The 17,365-nt window shown below is 61.7% G+C and carries 13 protein-coding genes; 5 read left to right on the top strand and 8 right to left on the bottom strand.

The features are described 5' to 3' along the window. Nucleotides 1-135: 135 nt before the first annotated feature. Nucleotides 136-1,101 carry an endonuclease gene (locus tag NP534_RS19165; protein ID WP_274099738.1) on the top strand — a complete coding sequence of 322 codons (966 nt, stop codon included), beginning with the start codon at nucleotides 136-138 and terminating at the stop codon, nucleotides 1,099-1,101. Nucleotides 1,102-1,119: 18 nt separating this feature from the next. Here NP534_RS19165 and NP534_RS19160 read toward each other — a convergent pair whose 3' ends face one another. The 8 genes from NP534_RS19160 to NP534_RS19125 form a co-directional block, all read right to left on the bottom strand. Next, entirely contained in the window at nucleotides 1,120-2,094 is a 975-nt protein-coding gene (locus NP534_RS19160) for a 2-hydroxyacid dehydrogenase (RefSeq protein ID WP_274099737.1), read from the bottom strand. Then, a complete protein-coding gene (locus NP534_RS19155; protein WP_033697970.1) occupies nucleotides 2,091-3,398 on the bottom strand; it encodes an MFS transporter in 1,308 nt (435 codons plus the stop codon). Before NP534_RS19155 ends, NP534_RS19160 begins: the two co-directional genes overlap by 4 nt. Before the next feature lie 63 nt (nucleotides 3,399-3,461). After that, the gene (locus tag NP534_RS19150; protein WP_274099736.1) at nucleotides 3,462-4,412 is read right to left on the bottom strand and encodes a sugar kinase; all 951 of its coding nucleotides are present in this window, start codon (nucleotides 4,410-4,412) and stop codon (nucleotides 3,462-3,464) included. Further along, entirely contained in the window at nucleotides 4,405-5,178 is a 774-nt protein-coding gene (locus NP534_RS19145) for an AP endonuclease (protein ID WP_274099735.1), read from the bottom strand. Before NP534_RS19145 ends, NP534_RS19150 begins: the two co-directional genes overlap by 8 nt. 64 nt (nucleotides 5,179-5,242) lie before the next feature. Continuing rightward, nucleotides 5,243-6,265 (bottom strand): LacI family DNA-binding transcriptional regulator, encoded by a 1,023-nt coding sequence (locus NP534_RS19140; RefSeq protein ID WP_274099734.1) that lies wholly within the window; start codon nucleotides 6,263-6,265, stop codon nucleotides 5,243-5,245. 137 nt (nucleotides 6,266-6,402) lie between these two features. Further along, nucleotides 6,403-7,695 carry a cytochrome c gene (locus tag NP534_RS19135; RefSeq protein ID WP_274099733.1) on the bottom strand — a complete coding sequence of 431 codons (1,293 nt, stop codon included), beginning with the start codon at nucleotides 7,693-7,695 and terminating at the stop codon, nucleotides 6,403-6,405. Between the two features lie 12 nt (nucleotides 7,696-7,707). Continuing rightward, on the bottom strand, nucleotides 7,708-9,492 hold the full coding sequence (locus NP534_RS19130) for a GMC family oxidoreductase (RefSeq protein WP_033697975.1): 1,785 nt from the start codon (nucleotides 9,490-9,492) through the stop codon (nucleotides 7,708-7,710). A gap of 3 nt (nucleotides 9,493-9,495) precedes the next feature. Then, nucleotides 9,496-10,236, bottom strand: a complete 741-nt coding sequence (locus tag NP534_RS19125) for a gluconate 2-dehydrogenase subunit 3 family protein (protein ID WP_274099732.1) — start codon at nucleotides 10,234-10,236, stop codon at nucleotides 9,496-9,498. A gap of 419 nt (nucleotides 10,237-10,655) precedes the next feature. On the opposite strand from NP534_RS19125, the gene NP534_RS19120 reads away from it, so the two are divergent. From NP534_RS19120 to NP534_RS19105, 4 genes are all read left to right on the top strand, one after another. Next, nucleotides 10,656-12,830: a type VI secretion system Vgr family protein gene (locus NP534_RS19120; protein WP_274099731.1), complete on the top strand. Its 2,175-nt coding sequence runs from the start codon at nucleotides 10,656-10,658 to the stop codon at nucleotides 12,828-12,830. Further along, nucleotides 12,830-13,708, top strand: a complete 879-nt coding sequence (locus tag NP534_RS19115; RefSeq protein WP_274099730.1) for a DUF4123 domain-containing protein — start codon at nucleotides 12,830-12,832, stop codon at nucleotides 13,706-13,708. The genes NP534_RS19120 and NP534_RS19115 overlap by 1 nt, the downstream gene beginning before the upstream one ends. Before the next feature lie 11 nt (nucleotides 13,709-13,719). Further along, the gene (locus NP534_RS19110; RefSeq protein ID WP_274099729.1) at nucleotides 13,720-16,392 is read left to right on the top strand and encodes a T6SS effector BTH_I2691 family protein; all 2,673 of its coding nucleotides are present in this window, start codon (nucleotides 13,720-13,722) and stop codon (nucleotides 16,390-16,392) included. Next, nucleotides 16,392-17,365, top strand: a 974-nt coding sequence (locus NP534_RS19105; RefSeq protein WP_274099728.1) for a DUF6708 domain-containing protein, incomplete at its 3' end; no start/stop codon positions are given. The genes NP534_RS19110 and NP534_RS19105, both read left to right, overlap by 1 nt.

Below are 17,365 nucleotides of genomic sequence, written 5' to 3'. Positions count from 1 at the left end.
GATCTGAACAATACTGGGTAGTTTTTACCCAGCCGGGCGGCGTTGCCCAGGCGGCTTCATGCAGCCCAGTAAAATCAGTTACTTAGGCTTTTTTTGATTACAATGCGTGCCCGTCTCTGAAATCTGCTTTCCCCCATGAAAAAACTGCTCTACGCCGTATCCCTGCTCCTCGCCGTCAACCTCCCCGCCTTCGCCAACCCGCCTTCGACCTTTACCGAAGCCAAGGTCGTCGCCAAACAGAAGATCTACCTGGACCAGGCAAGCAGCGCCATGGGCGACCTGTATTGCGGTTGCAAATGGACCTGGGTGGGCAAGTCGGGTGGGCGCATCGACGCCGCCTCCTGCGGATACGAGACCCGCAAGCAGCAAAACCGCGCCGAGCGTACCGAGTGGGAACACATCGTGCCCGCCTATACCTTCGGTAATCAGCGCCAGTGCTGGAAGAACGGCGGTCGCGAGCATTGTGTCGATGACGACCCGGTCTTCCGCGCCATGGAAGCAGACCTGTTCAACCTCTACCCGGCCGTGGGGGAGGTCAACGGTGACCGCAGCAACTTCAACTACGGCATGGTTGCCGGCAACGCCGGCCAATATGGCCAGTGCCCGACCAAGGTCGATTTCGTGCAGCGCGCCGCCGAACCCCGCGACGAAGTCAAAGGCCTGGTTGCCCGCACCACGTTCTACATGTTCGACCGCTACAAGCTGAGCATGTCGCGCCAGCAGCAACAACTGCTGATGGCCTGGGACAAGCAGCACCCCGTCTCGGCCTGGGAGCAGGAGCGCAACCGGCGCATCGCCGCCATCATGGGGCACGCCAACCCGTTCGTGACCGGCGAGCGCAAGTGGACAGCCAACTACAAGCCCGTTGGCAGCGGCGTTGTGCAAGCCCTGCCGGCCAAGCCCGCCAAGGACGCGGCCAAGCCCAGCCTGGCCAGCAGCGCAGCAACCGGCGCAGTGCTCGGCAACCGCAACAGCCATATCTATCACCTGGCCAATGGTTGCCCGGGTTACGCCCAGGTGGCCTCGAAGAACCAGGTGATGTTCGGCTCCGAAGGCGAGGCGCAGGCTGCGGGCTACCGCAAGGCTGGCAACTGCCGGTAACGGCCGCGCCCTGTCGGGTCAGCGCCTGGGCGTTTCGTTCACCAGGTTCGCCGGGCGTTCACCGGCCAGCGCGCTGAGCAGGTTGTCTACGGCGCAGCGCGCCATGGCCTCGCGGGTATCATGCGTCGCCGAGCCGATATGCGGGGTCGCCACCACGTTGTCCAGTTGCAATAGGGGCGAATCGCTCGGCAAGGGTTCCTGAACGAACACGTCCAGGCCCGCGCCACGGATACGCTTTTCACGCAAGGCCGCGATCAGCGCGGCTTCGTCCACCACCCGCCCCCGTGCAATGTTCACCAGAAACGCCTGCGGCTTCATCAGTGCCAGCTCGCGGGTGCCGATCAGGCCCTCGGTGCTGGCACACAGCGGTACGGTCAGGCACACGAAATCCGAATGTTGCAACAGATCGTCCAGGCTGCAATGGCGCGCGTCGTAAAGCGCCCCCACCTCTGGCTTGGGGCGTGGGCTGTGGTAGAGCACGCGCATCCCGAAGCCGGCCGCGCCGCGCCGCGCCAGCGCTTGGCCAATACGCCCCATACCGACGATACCCAAGGTCTTGCCATGCACATCGCTACCAAAATGCGCCGGCCCGAGGCTGGCCTGCCACTGGCCGTCACGCACCCAGCCCGCCAGCTCCACCACCCGACGCGCACTGGCCAGGATCAAGGCAAAGCCAGTATCGGCGGTGGTTTCGGTGAGTACGTCTGGGGTGTTGGTCAGCATGATGCCGCGTCGGGTCAGGTCGGCAATGTCGTAATTGTCGACCCCCACCGACACACTGGCGATCACCTTCAATTGCGGGGCCAGGTCGAGCAGGCTGCTGTCTAGCCGCAGGCTCGCGCCCAGCAGCCCCTGAGCGCCAGGCAAGGCATCACGCAGGCGGGCCAGGCCGTCCGGCCGCGTGGTATCCACCCAGGTCACTTCAACCTGTTGTTGCAGGCGCGCCATGAGGTCGTCGGACAGGCGTTTGTACAGCACGATTCGCTTTTTCATACCAAGGTTTCCTGTTGGCTCATTGCCAGGTGGGAGCCGCCGCGCTTGGCACGGCCAGGCGTTTGGGTTGTTTTCAGCGCTGCCGTGAGCGCGACGGCGGTCAGCAACGCGCCGCACATGAACAGGTAAGAGGCACCCGGCCCGCCGGTGGCGCCATTGAGGTAACCCACCAGCCAAGAGCCGCCGAAGGAACCCAGCGCGCCCATGCTGTTGATCAGCGCCATGGCGCCACCGGCAACGTTGCTGGGGAGGATTTCCGGGACAATAGCGAAGAACGGGCCATAGGGCGCGTACATGCAGGCCCCGGCGATCACCAGCAGTGCGTAGGACCACCAGAAGTGCTCGCTGCCCAAGGCATACGAGCCATAGAAGGCCAGCGCCGCGATCAGCAAGGGTGGCCAGACGAAACGCTTGCGCTTCTGCAAGCGGTCCGAAGCCCAGGACACCCCGACCATGGCCAGCACCGCTGCCAGATACGGCACCGACGACAGCCAGCCCGCCTGCACGATGTCGACGTTCGCCGCCTGCTTCAGAATCGAGGGCAGCCAGAGCACGAAGCCATAAACCCCGATGCTCCAGCAGAAGTACTGCATCGACAGGATGATCACCTGCGGCGAACGGAACGCCTCGCGGTAGTTTTTCACAGGCTTTATGCCCTGCTGTTCCGCTGCCAGGGCTTGCTCCAGGCTGGCCTTTTCCTGCGCGCTCAACCAGTTGACCTGGGCTGGCCGGTCATCCACCAGGCGCCACCAGAAGAACGCCCAGATCACCGCCGGCAGGCCTTCGATGATGAACATCCAACGCCAGTCGTAATGTTTGATGAGGTAGCCCGACACCACCGACATCCACAGGATGGTCACCGGGTTGCCGAGCATCAGGAAGGTGTTGGCCCGCGAGCGTTCGGCGCGGGTGAACCAGTGGCAGAGGTACACCAGCATCGCCGGCATTACCGCGGCTTCCACCACCCCGAGCAGGAAGCGGATGCCGATCAGCATGTACACATTGCTGATCATGCCCGTCAGGGTAGCCAGGCCGCCCCAGAGGATCAGGCTGACGAAGATCAGCTTCTTCACGCTGCGTTTTTCGGCGTAGATGGCGCCGGGTACCTGGAAGAAGAAGTAACCGAGGAAGAACAGCGCCCCCAGCAGCGACGACAGCACCGGGGTGATCTTCAGGTCGTCGGCCATGCCGGAAGCGGCGGCGAACCCATAGTTTGCGCGGTCGAGGTACGCCAGGCTGTAGGTGACGAACACGATCGGGATGATGTACCACCAGCGGCGGCGCGCGAGACTTGTCGTTTGCATGATGTGTGCTCCTGAGCTTTTTGTTTTTGTTGCAACAGGTACCAAGGGTTCGGGATCAGGCCGTCAAGCGCGCCTGCGCAGGTCGTGCTCCTCCAGTTCGCGGCGCAGCGGCAAGCCTTCCATATCACCGCGCGACTGCACGGCGCGGCTGCCACACCAGTTGCCGCGCGCCACCGCCTGCGGCAGTTCGCGGCCTTCGAGCAAGGCACTGAGTACACCGACGGCAAAGGCGTCACCGGCGCCGACGGTGTCCACCACCTTGGCCACCGGCACCGCAGCCACCTGGCCCTCGCATTTGCCGGTGCGAAAATAGGCGCCCTCATCACCCAGCTTGATCACCACCAGCTCCACCCCTTTGTCGAGGTAGAACGCGGCGATGTCCGCCGGGGTGTGCTGGCCAGTCAGCAGGCGCCCCTCCTCCAGGCCGGGCAGCACCCAGTCGGCCTTGACGGCCAGGGCGTTGATCTCGCGGACCATGCACGTGCGGTCTGGCCACAGCGAGGGGCGCAGGTTGGGGTCGAACGAAATGCTGCGCCCGGCCGCGCGCATGGCGTCCACCAGCGCGTGGGACAACGCCCTGCACCCGGTCGAAAGCGCCAAGGGGATGCCGGTGGCGTGCAGATGCCGGGCCTGCAGCCAATGCGGGCGGACCTGGTTCGGCGATAGCAGGCTGGCAGCGGAGTGGCCGCGGAAGTACTCCACGGCAGGGTCGCTGCCATCCTCGCAGCGGGCCTTGAGCTGAAAGCCGGTGGGGTGTTTGCAGTCGACTTCGACATCAGTGCAGTCCAGCCCTTCGCGGCGCAGGCTGTCGAGAACGAAGCGGCCCAGCGAGTCGTCGCCAACGCGGCTCAGCCAGCGGACCTTGAAGCCGAGGCGCGACAGGCCGATGGCCACGTTGCTGTCGGCACCGGCGATACGCTTGCCGAACTGCCCGACCTGCGCCAGGTCGCCGGTCTGCTCGGCCACGAACATGGCCATGGTCTCGCCAAAGCACAGCACGTCATGCTCATGCATGGCTCACCTCCTCGCCCAGTGCGGACAGGGCGGCAACCTGAGCACGGGTCAACGCCAGCAGATCGTCGCTGACCAAGGGGTATTCCACCGCACGCACCACACCGGGTGTGAACTCGCCCAGCAAGGCCTCCCAGGCCAGCAGGTCTTGAACTTGCGGGGGCACTGCGGCCAGCCGGCCGTCAGGCTTACGTATGACCGCCTTGCAGTGCACATAACGCACCCAGCGCCCAAGCGTGCGGGCCGCTTGCTGCGCCGATTGCGCTTGCCATTGCCAGTTACCGATGTCGAAGGTCATGCCCAGCGCCAGGCCAAGGTCGTCGGCGCGCTGGAAGAACCGGCGCATCGGCTCGATGCGCCCGCCCTGCTCGGTCTGGTCGTTTTCGACCAACAACACAGGGCCGTCGTGAGGTAACAGCGTTGCCAACGCCCCCACATCGCAGCGGTCGTTGTAGTGCCCCAGGGACACCTTCAACGCCACCGCGCCGAGTGCGCGCGCCAACGCCAGTTTCTGTGTCAGCCGGGCATCGGGCACCCCTTGCTCGGTCCACAGTTCAAGGGGTGTCGAGTAAAGGCATTCGAGCTTTGACGCGGCGATGGCGTTGGCCAGCGCGGCGGCGTCCGGCGCACTGTCGAACAGCTCTTCGCGCAATTCGACACGGGCAACGCCTGCGGCGGCCAGCAAGCCCAGAAAGTGCGCCTGGCCGCGCTGGCGTACCAAGGTGGCGCCGTAGCTGGACAGACTGATGGAAACGGGGTTCGAGCGCATTGTTATTGTCCTTATGAAACCGGTTTCATTTTTCGGCACGGCCTAACCGCCACGTGCCTGTGGTTCATTCGCGTGAGTGTGTTGAGCCTCGGATGATCAAGTCGGCTTTGAAGTCGATACGTCGGGGTGCCCCGCTTTCGCCGCGCAGGCGGTCGAGCAGGCAGTTGAAGGCGGCCACGCCGATTCGCCCGGTGGGCTGGGCCAATGCGGTGATGCCGCTACCGACCAAGGGGTACCAGTCCAGTTCGTCGAGGGCGATCAGGCCGACGTCCTCGAACAAGCTGCAACCCGAGTCGTGCAGGGCGCGGGTAACGGCCAGCGTGGCCACGCCGTTGCAGGTGAAGATGGCCTGCGGACCATGGCCGCTGGCCGCAAGAAACGAAGCCAGGCCGGCTCCCAGGTCTGGGGTGACTTCCAGCACCTGGTGGTGCATCCCTGAACGCCGGCTGATGGACGCACCGAACGCCTGCACCCGCTCAACACGCGAGCTGGTGCCGTCGAGGGGTTCGGTGACTGCCAGAATGTCGCGGTAGCCCTGCGCCTGCAGGTGGTCCAGGGCTTGTTCGACGGCATCGGCATTGTCCAGCCCGACCAGGTCGACCTCGAGTTCAGGTAATTGACGGTCGACAAGGACCATGGGGATTTCGCGCTGCAGGTTGAGCAGTTCGCCGGGATGATGGCCGAGGGTGTTCACGATCAACCCCTCGACGTTGTAAGACTGCAGGGCCACCAGGTGATGGCGCTCCTGCTCGTCGTCGCGGTTGGTGTTGCACACCACCAGGCTGTAGCCGTGCTGGCGGCAGGCGGTTTCGACGCCATGCATCACCGCCACCGAATAAGGGTTGAGGATGTCCGCCACCAACATGCCGATCAGCCGGGTCTGGCCGCGCTTCAGGCCCCTGGCCATCTGGTTGGGGCGATAGCCGAGGCGCTCGATGACCTCTGCCAGGCGCTTGGCGGTGGCCTCGGCCAGCAACTGGCGATCACCCCCGATGTAGCGCGAGACGGTGGCTTTGGATACGCCGGCGACACGGGCTACTTCGCTGATGGTCACCCGCTCGCGGGCATTGGCAGGCATGTCGGTCATCGGTGTCCCTTGTGATTATTGTCGGTGACGGTATGAAACCGGTTTCAATACATCAAAACCGGCGCATTTAGTCACCTACCGTTCGTCGGGATTTACCTTGACCAAAGCGTAAGGGGCGCAGAGCCCCCCCCTGAGGGTTAATGGGTTGTCACCTGCCCAAGGTCATCCCCAGACGTATGCTTCATGTCATCGGTCCGCAACTTGGCGACCTCGCCCGCCTTCACCGCCCCACCCTGGTTCCCCCAGCTGGTGCGTATGAAACTGACCACATCCGCCACTTCCTGGTCACTCAACCGCCAACCGAACGCCGGCATGGTCAAGTTCGACGGGGCCGTGTGCGTGGCAGGCACCGTGCCGCCGGCCAGTACCACATGGATCAGCGAGGTCGCATCGGCCGTCTGCACCACCGGGTTGCCGGCCAATGCCGGGAATACCCGGGTATAGCCGTGGCCATCGGTACGGTGGCAGGCCGCGCAGTTATCGATGTACACCGACGCGCCGGGCTTGCTGTCATCGCCGTTCCAAAGCGCTTGTGCGACCTGCTTGTCATACACATGCGGCTTGTCGTCAGGATTGCTCGCGGGCAACGTCTTGAGGTAACGGGCAATGGCGGTGAGGTCTGCGTCGCTCATGTACTGCATGCTGTGCTCGACCACATCGCTCATGCCGCCGAACACGGCGCTGCGCTCGCTTCGGCCAGTCTTGAGGAACTGCACCAGTTGCGCTTCGCTCCAACTGCCCAGGCCATCCTTGTGGTCGCCGCGAAGGCTCTTGGCGATCCAGCCTTCAAGCGGGGCGCTGCCGGCCAGAAACTGCTCGCCATCCTGCGGGCTCAGCGCCTTTTCCTGCATGGTCAAGGCGCGCGGGGTATGGCAGGCGCCGCAGTGGCCAAGCCCCTCGACCAGGTAGGCACCGCGATTGACCACCGGGTCGGCAGCCGCCGAGGCCTGCCAGGCTTTCACTTCTGGGGCGAACAACCCGCGCCAGATCGCCAACGGCCAGCGCATGCTCAACGGCCATGGAATATCCGTCGCCTTATTGGGCTGGGCAACCGGCTCGACGCCTTGCATGAAGTAGGCATACAGCGCACGCATGTCTTCATCGTTGACGCGCGCATACGAGGGGTACGGCATGGCGGGGTACAAGGTGCTGCCGTCCTTGCCGACGCCACGGCGCACGGCCTGGTCGAAGTCTTCAAAACTGTAATGGCCGATACCGCTGGCGTCAGGGGTGATATTGGTCGAGTACACTGTGCCGATGGGGGTTTCCATGGGCAGCCCGCCTGCGAACGGCTTGCCGCCTTTGGCCGTGTGGCAGGCCACGCAGTCACCTGCGCGCGCCAGGTATTCGCCCTGTTTCACCAGCGTACTGTCAGCTTGAGCCGTCAGGCTTGCAGCGCACAGGGCCGTTGCGATCAACATTATCTTCATGCTCATCGCTCCTCAAGCCTGAACCAGTGGGCCAGGGTTTTTCAGGTACTGCTCGCGGATCGCGCGGGCAGACCAATACGTCAGGGCCGCCACCAGCCCGGTCGGGTTGTAACCCAACCCCTGCGGGAACGCAGACGCCCCCGGGACGAAGACGTTGGGCACGTCCCAGCTCTGCAGGTAACGGTTCAGTGCGCTGGTCTTGGGGTCGGTGCCCATGATCGCGCCGCCGTTGAGGTGAGTCGTCTGGTAGCTGGCGGTGTTGAAGTGTTCCTTGACCTTCTTGCCCAGCACGGCAATGGACTTGGGGTTCATCGCCTGGGCGACCTTGCTGAGTTTGTCGACCATGAACTGGTTCATCTTGATGTCGTTTTCCTGCCAGTCGAAGGTCATGCGCAGCAACGGTTGGCCGAAGGCATCGCGGTAGGTGGGGTCCAGGTCCAGGTAGTTGCCCCGGTACGACTGGTGCGCGCCATGTGCGTCCATCGACACCTGGTGGGTGTAGTAGTCGGCGGTGGCCTTTTTCCAGGCGCTGCCCCAGGCGGGCGTGCCGGGCGGGTTGGCGATGCCGGCGATCGGGCGGCTGCCGGCCTGGTTCACCCACATGGGCGAGCCGCCGACGAAACCATATGGCCCGTGGTCGAAGTTGTCTGCGTTGAAGTCATCGATCGCAATGCCGTTGCCGCCGGCGCCGATGAAGTTGTTGGTGTAGGTGTCCTTGTCGAAGAACGCCTTGACCGTACCCATGTTCTGATAGGCGAAGTTGCGCCCGACCACGCCTTCGTTCTTGACCGGGTCGTACGGTTTGCCGATGCCCGACAGCAGCATCAGCCGCACGTTGTTGAACTGGAAGGCCGCGAGGATGACCAGGTCCGCCGGCTGCTCCACTTCCCGCCCTTGCGCGTCGATGTAGGTCACGCCGGTGGCGTTGCGTTTGCTGTCGTCCAGGTTCACCCGCAACACATGGGCATTGGCGCGCAGCTCGAAATTCGGTACCTGGCGCAGCGCCGGCAGGATGTTCACGTTGGGCGAGGCCTTGGAGTACATGTAGCAGACGTAGCCACTGCAGAAACCGCAGAAATTGCACGGCCCCATCTGCGCCCCGTAGGGGTTGGTGTAGGGCCCGGAGGTATTGGCCGAAGGCAGGTTGTACGGTTTGTAGCCCAGGCTGGTCGCGGCCTTTTCAAACAGTTTTGCCGACACCACGTTCTTCTGTGCGGGCAGCGGGAACGGGCTGGAGCGATCAGCGGCATAGGGGTTGCCGCCCTTCCCCGCGCCGACCACCGTACCGTTGACGGTCCAGGCCTGGCCCGAGGTGCCGAAGACCTTCTCGGCAAAGTCGAAGTACGGCTCAAGCTCCTGATACGTGACGCCGAAGTCCTGAATGGTCATGTCTTCGGGGATGAACGCCTTGCCGTAGCGTTCTTCGTAGTGGCTGCGCATGCGCAGCTCGATCGGGTCTACCCGAAAATGCACACCAGACCAGTGCAGGCCCGCGCCACCTACGCCCTTGCCTGGCAAGAACGCGCCCAGCTGGCGGTTGGGCAACGCGACATCGTTGACGCTGTGGCGGATGGTGACGGTCTCTTTCGACACATCGACGAACAGCTTCTTGCGCACGCTGTAGGTGAGTTCATCGATCACCTGCGGGTAGCTGCCCTCGGGGTAGGTATCCTGCATCGGGCCACGTTCCAGGGCAACGACCTGCAGCCCTGCTTCGGTAAGCTCCTTGGCCATAATCGCGCCGGCCCAGCCGAAACCGACGATCACAGCATCAACTTTCTTCAACACATTCGCCATGGTTCAGGCCCTCTCGCCGCGGATGGACACAGCCGGGAACGGGTACGGCTCATTGCGCTCGACCCAGTCCATGAAGTCGGCCCGAGCACCGGGGCAACCGATCTGGGTCCAGCCCACCATGCCTTTGTTGCCGCCGTGAATCGGGTCGCAGAAGAACCCTTCGCGGGTGTTCTGCACCAGCAAGCTGAAAAACAGCTTGGCCGGAAGGGCGTCGAAAACCAGCTCACCGGCTTCCACCTTGGCGAGAATACGGTCCCGGGTAGCGCTATCTTGCGCAGCAAAAACGTGTCCGGAGTTGGCTTTGCACCAGTCATCCACGGCGGCGATGCCCAGGCGATAGATCTGTTGCGGGCTGAGTTGCAACTGATAACCCAACTCTGGGGCGGCGTCGGCATTGAACGGCCCCTGCATGTACCACTGCGCGCCGGTTGCATACGGGGTATTCATCTGGCGGTCGATGAATTCGGCGGCGCCGGCCTCAAGCGCGCCAGGGCCAAGCTCATCGGCGGGGATGATGCGGGCAACAGCGGCTTGCAGAAACGCCCACTCCTCGGCGGTGAAAAAGGTCGGCTGGTAGTGCCCCGCCGGCGGCGTGGCAGGCACTTTGGGTGCGTGCTGCGGGGCCGCAAGCAACTGGCTGGCACCCACGCCCAGCCCCGTGCTGGCGACGGTCACGACGGGTATCAGGGTCAAGGTCTTGCGCAGGAAGTCCCTGCGTGGGTTATCGGGGGCATGCTCAGGCATTACGAATCCTCATCGGCTTGGGGGCGGCCTTGAAACGAACCGTCTGATGTTCAATGTGGGGGGTGATCTTGATAGGCCATCAAGAAGACAGCCGAATAATCTAACGCGTTCAGAAATGTTTTGAAACCGGTTTCATGCTTGACTTTCTGGCCACAGCTAAAGCCAAGCTGCGGGAATCCGTGGCTCGCCAAGGTTTTTTCACACCCGGCACTTTAAAGCACCCACGGCCTTCTCTAGCTGCAACCAATAGTTTCCTAGCAAAGTAAAAAACGAAACTTCCTACAACTGTTTAGGACGCTCAATACTCTCCAGTGAACTGATTCCTCGTTAGTGTTCAGGCTCCAGCTAAACGCTTACGTCTGATCGCACGGGTGGCCCATGCCCTTTGCAGACGCTGCCTGACTTTCGAGGGAATCCGCATGCCCAGCCAGTCCGACTTTTACTTCACCTTCCAGCCGCTGGCTGGTCAGAGTGAATTCGAAGTGGTTTCGTTCGAGCTCAACGAAGCGATAAGTACACCCTACCAGCTCAACCTGGAGCTGATCAGCTTCGACGATGAAGTCGATTTCGGCCAACTGCTCGACAAACCTGTGCTGTTTACCATTTGGCGTGGGGAGCGCGCGCTGCGCTACGTGCACGGCCTGGTCAGCACCTTCAGCCAAGGCGACACAGGTTTTTGCCGTACACGTTATCGCGCCTTGGTCGAACCCATGCTGGCGCGCGCCGGGCTGCGCTCCAACTGGCGCATCTTCCAGCAGAAGACCGTGCCGCAAATACTTGAAATCATGCTTAAGCGCCAAGGCATCCTTCATTTTCAGCTGAACAGCAGCGGCGAGCATCAAGTACGCGAGTTCTGCGTGCAAGCCGGTGAAACCGATCTCGCTTTCATCGCCCGCCTGGCTGCCGAAGAAGGGTTCGTCTACCGCTTCGAGCACACGCCGAAGCAACACATGCTGCTCTTCACCGACCGCTTGCTGTGGCTGGGGCAGATCAGCCGTGGTGTCATCCAGCGCGATGACGACGAAGGCTTCGATGACGACGACATCGACCCCAATCAGGTGCTGTACCGTTCCAACCGGGGGGGTGACCAGGCGATGCCTTGCCTGCACCGGTTGCGCTACAGCGAGCAGGTGCGTACTGCGCGCCAGGTGCAACGGGATTACACTTTCACCAACCCGGCCTACCGGCAGGAGCATCGCGCAGACGCCAGTGACCTGAAACATCAATCTACAGCGTACGAGTACTTCGACTACCCCGGCCGCTACAAGCGTGACGCTGTCGGCGTGCCCTTCACGGCCACCCGGATCACCGCTCTGCGCCATGATGCCCGCATTGCCGAAGTGGAAGGCGATGATGTGCGCCTGCAACCGGGGCTGAGTTTCACCCTGATCGAGCACCCTCGGGGCGACTTGAACGTGCACTGGCGTGTGATCAACGTGCACCATGAAGGTACCCAGTTTACCAGCCTGCAGGAGGAAGCCGCGGGCGCCCAGCAAGGTACTCGTTACTCGCAGGCCGCAGTGCTGGTGCCGGGCAGAGCCGAGTGGCGCCCGGCGCCGCTGGCCAAGCCGCGCATCGACGGCCCGCATATGGCAACCGTCGTCGGCCCGCCTGACGAGGAGATCTATTGCGATTCGTGGGGCCGGGTCAAGGTCAGCTTCCCCTGGGACCGGGAGAGCGAGAACAATGAATTCAGCTCCTGCTGGGTGCGGGTTTCGCAAGGCTGGGCCGGTGGTAGCTGGGGCTCGATGGCCATCCCACGTATCGGCCAGGACGTGATCATCCAGTATGTCAACGCCGACCCGGACCAGCCGATGATCACCGGCCGTACCTACTGCGGCAATCAGCTTCCGCCCTACGACCTGCCCGAACACAAGACGCGCATGACCATCAAGAGCCAGACCCACAAGGGCGGTGGTTACAACGAGCTGCGCTTCGAAGACGAACTGGGCCGACAAGAAGTGTTCATCCACGCAGAACGGGACCAGAACAACGTTGTAAAGCACAACGAAACCACGCAGGTCGGCAACGATCGCGCCGAACGCGTGGAGCAAGACGAAACGATTTCGATTGGCCGGGACCGCCGGGAAGATGTCGCCCAAGACGAGTCACTCAGCATTGGCCAGAACCGCGTACACGAAATTGGCAATGACGACAGCCTGTCAATCGGCCGAACCCATACCATCGTCACAGGGCAGGACCGGATCGAGAAAGTTGGCAATCACCGCCAGGACTTCACCAAAGCCAACCACACGGTAGAGATCGGTGGCCACCTCGAACAAGTGGTGGCAGGTCATAACCTATTGCAAACCGGGGAAGCCATCCGGCACACCACCAAGGTGTACGACATACAGGTCAGCGAGAGCCTCACAATCAGAAGCCCGGGCGGGCTGCTGCGGATCGATGGGGCCGGTGTGACGTTGGATGGCGTGGCACTCGCGTTCAGAGGGCCGGTCAGCCAGCAGGCAGTGGGCAGCCAACGTACAACTTCGACCGCCGGCATACCGGAGCCCGGCGAGCCCATTTGCCTCAGCTGCATGCTGAAAGCGATCGCGGACGGCCATAACATGATCCGCATGGGGGGCACCCACTGATGCCGAGCCCTTTCGTCAGAGCACTGGTCGAGGTACTGAGAACCTCCGATCGGTATCGCCTGAGCGCCATTGTCGAAATGGCCGATCTTTCACCTCAAATTCGTGAAGAGCTGACCGAGTATTACTCGGGGCGCTGCTGGCCACTGTTGCAGCAAGCTCAATTCAGCAACTTGCGAGCAGTAGGGCCCTGGCTATTCGGTTCGCGCCCCGGTTCTGATGTCTCAGCCCAATACGACTTTCAATGGCAGCTCGAACAAGGCGCAGTGGGTGCGGTATGCGGCTGGATAGTCAGCGCGTTGCCACCTGGCCTGCTCGCCCGACACTTGAGCCAGGCCAACATCGTCACCGGTGCAGATGGCCACGCTTACCTTATGCGCTACCACACCGCTGCAGCCCTTGGCGTGCTGGCTGCACACCGCCAGTTGCCTGGGGTCAGCGAGTGGTTGGCGCCTATCTATCACTGGTGGGCACCCGTGGCGGACCCGCACAAAACACTGTGGTTGAAGATAGCCGGCGGCAACCAAGCGCCACCTGCACACATCACGCCCATCACGCTGGACGATAACTGCTGGGCTGCATTGGCGGGAGACCCACTGAGCTACCAACTTGCCGAGATACTGAAGGGCGAGCAGTCCTGCCCCACCTTGGCCGCTGCTTGCCACGGCACACGGGTTGGCCTGCTCCAGCACTACCTCGATCAGGCACGTGAGCAAGGCCTGGACCGTGAGGAGGACCTCATCACCTATGTACTGATGACGGCGCGCGACGGTGAACAGCTGAGCACATCACCGTCCTGGCAGGAAGCAATCGCTGCGACACGCGAGCAGCGGACCGCCCTTATCGACAACGTGCAGCAATACCTGCGCACCAAGGCCTGAGGCACACCCCCATGGACTCGCTCACCCAAACGCTCGAACTGTGCAGACGTGTTACAGCCGGCTACCGCCCGGCACTACGTAACAGCCCTGTCGCCGATTGCACACGCCGTTTCGAACTGCTGCCCCTGCGCTATGCCGCTGTCGGCGGCAACTCGGCACAGCGCGCCCGCTTGCCCAAGTTGCCAGGCTATCTCAGCCCCTTTCAGGATGTGGGTGAACTGACCCACTCCAGCTATGCCATCCGCCCGCTGCGCGAAGGCTTTCTCTACTTGCTGATCAAACGCTACAGCGCGCCGGCCTACGAATGGCACAGCCAGTACCGCGTAGCGCCCAATGGTTCACTGTTGTACATCAACGCCGACGCCCCTTGGGAGCCTGCCCCCAGCACAGGCAACCTGGACGAAATCCTGAGCGCCTTCGGTTGGACCATCACCCTCTACGACCTGGACGACATCCAGGAACTGCGCCCGTTGTTCAGCCCCTCCCCGCTCACACCGCGCATGCTCGACAACTACCGCGTGCTGGAAGACGAGTATCGCAACAGCCTGCCCTCCATCGATATCGCCCGCTTCATCCAGCCTTCGGATGCACCGCCTCAGCCAAACGTACTCAAACACGATCAACTGGGCTGGGTGGCTGACTTCAAGGCGCAAGACGATGCACAGCTGCAGGCGCTGCTGGCCTTGCAGCCGTTCAACAACGACCAGATCGTATCGCCGCATGCCTCACGGCAAGCCCTGGCGCCGCTTATGAATCAAACTAAACCCCGTGGCGCCGCCATCGTGATCGAAGACGCCATCGGCATCACTCAGGAGCTCAATACCTGGCGTAACGCCGCCGTCGACGAGGTGAAGACGACATGGCTGCAGCGCACCGTGGAACCTGGCGTGGACAACGAGCGCAAATTGCTGGTCGCGCAGTCGTTCCTGGAAATAGAAAAGCTCTACCCGCAGATGGTGGCTGAGAAGATTATCAAGCAAGAGGTCATGGCCGAGACTGTGCGCAAGCAGCCGATGACGCCTGTGGACTTCTATGGATTTACCGATCACGCCCGCCAGAAGGCCGACGCCCATGACGAACGCATCAAACCTCATCTCGCGCAGTTCGAGCGCGAAGTCCGCGCCAAAGTCCAGGCCCGTCAGGATGCTGGCGAATTCAGCAAGAAGTTCGACGAGAAATACGGCCATCTGGTCGACCGCCAGGCCATGCACGATCAGCTCGAAGGCTTCGAGCAGGCGATGCAGCAGGCCCAGCAGGCTGCTCAGGACCGCGCCGAGGACCATGCCTACTGGGTGACAAGCAAGCGTTTGCTACAAACGCTGGACCGCTACGACAACGCCGACCTGATCAATGGCTTGGCCTTTGCCGAACAGACCGGCCAGTGCGTGATCGGCATGGAGCTCAGCGAACTGGGCACGGCCATCCTTGACCACTGGTGGCGCAGCGATGTGGCGGACCGCTGCAACCTGGCGATGCGCGGCATCACCTATAACCAGGACGACATCCGGGAAGCGCTAGCAGCGTTGCAGGAAGCAGCCAAGGCCGAACCGCCGGCAGAGACATCGTTCGTGTTGCGTGAAGCGCTCGCCCGCCAAGCGCATATCGCGGCGAACGCCTTCGGGCGCATCAATACGCTGTATGAAGAGCTACAGAGCAGGAACAGCACTGCCAGCATCGGTTTGTATGCCTGGTACGTCGCGCTGGGACGGCAGGTGCTGCGTACCGGGTCACCAAACAGCATGGACCGCGCCCTGCACCATGGGCTGCGCCTCACATTGTTTGCCTCGGTGCATGAAGCGGCTGTCGACATTCGCCTGGGCGACGCTGCTCGCAGTGGGCAACCACTGAATGCACAGCGCAGCGGTGCTCAGGTTGCACGCTATCTGGATCAGGCCTGGGCTGAAGGGCTGATGCAGGCCAACAGCAGTGATTTCTATAAAGTGCGTGTCTCCGGGCTGGTTTGCCTACTGGAAGGAATGCTGATGGCATTCAAGGCACGAGAGCTGCCCGACAGTGATGCGCGGGTGAAGACCGAGCTTCTGGCAGCGGCCATGACCACGGCTGCGGCCGGGTTTGAAGTTGGCGCCAGTTATGTGGATCAGGTGGTGGTGAGGTATGGCGCGAATAGCGTGACCGGGAGAGGCGCTGCGGCGACCTTGGGGAGGTTGAAGCTTTGGGGGGCTGGGTTGGCGGGCATGGGAGGGCTGGTATTGGCGTGGTGGGATTTCGCCGATGCGGCTGAACATTTTAACTATCGTCAAGACGATCTTAACGGGAAAAGCACAACAAAACCCCAAGTTTTGGCCCCCGCTTATGCATTGAGATCCCTGGCAACTATTACACTTTCTTTCGCAGAAGCAGGAGCAGCCATCGCAATCGCCAAACCTTTTTTTGACTATCTATCTCACAACGCCAAAACTAAACTTGTACGAATGCTGGCCTCATCAATGGGAGTGCTTGCAAAAAAATTGGGTGCACAAGCCGCTCGCCTCCTACTAGCGCGTTTGGTACTGGGAGCTTTTTGGATAGGTCTCGCCCTGACGATAGTAGTTTATCTTTTTGAAGACGATGCTTTGGGAAAGTGGTGCAAACGCAGCTGCTTCCGGATCGGAAAAAATTCGAAACTCTTTGAGGAACTGGAAGAGTTGAGCGCTCTCCATGCAGCTTTCAGTGAGGTCTTATAATGTACTTGGTTGAATGGGGCTTCTGGCAGATGGCAACAGAGTCAGAGAACGCACGGAAGGCGTACGAAGCAGAGATGACACCTGCAGAAAGACGCTCTAGCCAAGATTATTATGAGGGCGACCTGGAAAAAGAAATACATTTCCAACAGGTCAGCGAAAAGCCTCACACACGCGGCCCTATTTTTGCTTTCAATAAGACATTTCTTGAAATGCGCTGTGGCGGCTCCGAAGACAAGCGAGGCCTTATTACACTCATTACATTAGGCGGAATCTTACCCGGCATCATTGTTGGAATAGTCATTGCTGTAGGTTCTATTTGGCTGGATATCACCAGGCCCGGCCCAATCTCCTTTTTTGGAGTGGTACTTACAATTATCTTGGGGTTGGTTTCAGGAGCTGCATTATACTTCTATTCAAAATACGGCATAAAAATTAGCCGATTAGAAGTACTGACCAGCCGCCATCTGCTCATCCGCTTCAACCGAATAACACAGCAAGTCCACCTGCATAGACCAAGCTATTGCGGCGGTATCGTCACATTTCCATGGAAAAGCACCGGAAGCACAGGTCTTGATCCAGCGGACGACCCGCTCAGCGTTGGAATGAGACTTGGCCTGATCTGGCACCCCAGCCGCACCGGCCTCCCCCACATGGAAATGGCCCTACTCGGTAAACAAGGCCAAGGCGGCAGCGAACTCCGTGATGAATGGGAATTCATCCGCCGCTACATGGAAGAAGGCCCACACGCCGTCCCCCGCCCCCGTCTGAGCACTCAACTGCCCTCACCCATTCAGGCATTCAGCGCCCAGTTCGAAGGCCTTGGCCGTTTCTTCCGCAAAAGCAGTTGGCTGTTCAAACTCGTAATGCTCATGGTCTGGCCCGCTTTCGTCATCATCGGCACCGCGCACTGGGTCAGCCTGCTGCTGTGCTGGCGACCCCGCTGGCCGAAGGTGATCCGTGAGGCCGGTTTGCC

Source organism: Pseudomonas sp. 39004, from assembly GCF_028682155.1.
Taxonomy (GTDB): domain Bacteria; phylum Pseudomonadota; class Gammaproteobacteria; order Pseudomonadales; family Pseudomonadaceae; genus Aquipseudomonas; species Aquipseudomonas capeferrum.
This window is presented reverse-complemented; position numbering and strand designations above follow the sequence as displayed.

Excerpts from the sequence above, each read along its gene's own strand:
- NP534_RS19165 (WP_274099738.1), top strand. The coding sequence starts at position 136 with ATGAAAAAACTGCTCTACGCCGTATCCCTGCTCCTCGCCGTCAACCTC.
- NP534_RS19160 (WP_274099737.1), bottom strand. The coding sequence starts at position 2,094 with ATGAAAAAGCGAATCGTGCTGTACAAACGCCTGTCCGACGACCTCATG.
- NP534_RS19155 (WP_033697970.1), bottom strand. The coding sequence starts at position 3,398 with ATGCAAACGACAAGTCTCGCGCGCCGCCGCTGGTGGTACATCATCCCG.
- NP534_RS19150 (WP_274099736.1), bottom strand. The coding sequence starts at position 4,412 with ATGCATGAGCATGACGTGCTGTGCTTTGGCGAGACCATGGCCATGTTC.
- NP534_RS19145 (WP_274099735.1), bottom strand. The coding sequence starts at position 5,178 with ATGCGCTCGAACCCCGTTTCCATCAGTCTGTCCAGCTACGGCGCCACC.
- NP534_RS19140 (WP_274099734.1), bottom strand. The coding sequence starts at position 6,265 with ATGACCGACATGCCTGCCAATGCCCGCGAGCGGGTGACCATCAGCGAA.
- NP534_RS19135 (WP_274099733.1), bottom strand. The coding sequence starts at position 7,695 with ATGAAGATAATGTTGATCGCAACGGCCCTGTGCGCTGCAAGCCTGACG.
- NP534_RS19130 (WP_033697975.1), bottom strand. The coding sequence starts at position 9,492 with ATGGCGAATGTGTTGAAGAAAGTTGATGCTGTGATCGTCGGTTTCGGC.
- NP534_RS19125 (WP_274099732.1), bottom strand. The coding sequence starts at position 10,236 with ATGCCTGAGCATGCCCCCGATAACCCACGCAGGGACTTCCTGCGCAAG.
- NP534_RS19120 (WP_274099731.1), top strand. The coding sequence starts at position 10,656 with ATGCCCAGCCAGTCCGACTTTTACTTCACCTTCCAGCCGCTGGCTGGT.
- NP534_RS19115 (WP_274099730.1), top strand. The coding sequence starts at position 12,830 with ATGCCGAGCCCTTTCGTCAGAGCACTGGTCGAGGTACTGAGAACCTCC.
- NP534_RS19110 (WP_274099729.1), top strand. The coding sequence starts at position 13,720 with ATGGACTCGCTCACCCAAACGCTCGAACTGTGCAGACGTGTTACAGCC.